Source organism: Oleiphilus sp. HI0125, from assembly GCF_001635355.1.
Window position 1 is genome coordinate 1 of sequence record NZ_LWGF01000579.1, and the last position, 873, is coordinate 873.

The window sequence follows — 873 nt, forward strand, 5'->3', positions numbered from 1 at the left end:
CATGCACCGAGGATTGGTCAAGATCATCAATATCAGGGTAGATACAATCTTGCTCGATTATGAATACGTCTTGTCTAAGTCTTAGAATGCCCAAAAGCTCTTCAACACTTAATTCGGCAAACTGTTTTACATACCACTGTAACACTGTATTGATACCTTTTGACAATAGAACAGGAAAAGAAAAAGTTTATAAGCATTAGGTTATGGAATAATATCTGCTTACGAAACAATTAAAACAAATAGCGCCAATATTTTAACGATAATCATAAGCGGCGTAGAATTTAATAAGTATGTAACGTGGCTCTGGTTAATTAAAATCAAATCCGTGTGCTCAGTATCTCGACAAGAACAATATGAATTTAAAGTCGTTCCTTAAAAAGCAACTGGTTTCTCAAGAACTGGATGAAAAGCTAGATCGCATTGAAAAGCCTGTTGGCTCCTTGGGCTATGATCCATGGGGGTTTAACACCGATACGAACAAAATCGTATTCTCATTGTTTAGCAACATTTACGACAAATATTTTCGTGTTGAAACAAGTGGTCTTGAACACATACCTAATGATGGCCCTGTTTTAATTATCGCCAACCATAGCGGACAGCTCCCTATTGATGGCACCTTAATTGGTTATGCCGTTGCGAATCGCGATCATGCACCGCGCTATCCTCGTGCAATGATTGAGCGCTTCTTTCCCACTGTGCCCTATATTGGAAACATTCTTAATCAATTGGGCGCAGTACTGGGTGACCCTACAAACTGCGCAAAAATGCTCGAAAATGGCGAAGCCGTTATTGTGTTCCCAGAGGGTATTCGTGGCTCAGGAAAGATGTACAAAGACCGATACCAACTGCAGCGTTTTGGCAATGGTTTTGTGC

General features: G+C 40.2%; 1 protein-coding gene. It reads left to right on the forward strand.

The features are described 5' to 3' along the window. Positions 1-353: 353 nt before the first annotated feature. Positions 354-873, forward strand: a 520-nt coding sequence (locus A3762_RS07125) for a 1-acyl-sn-glycerol-3-phosphate acyltransferase (RefSeq protein ID WP_197469114.1), incomplete at its 3' end; no start/stop codon positions are given.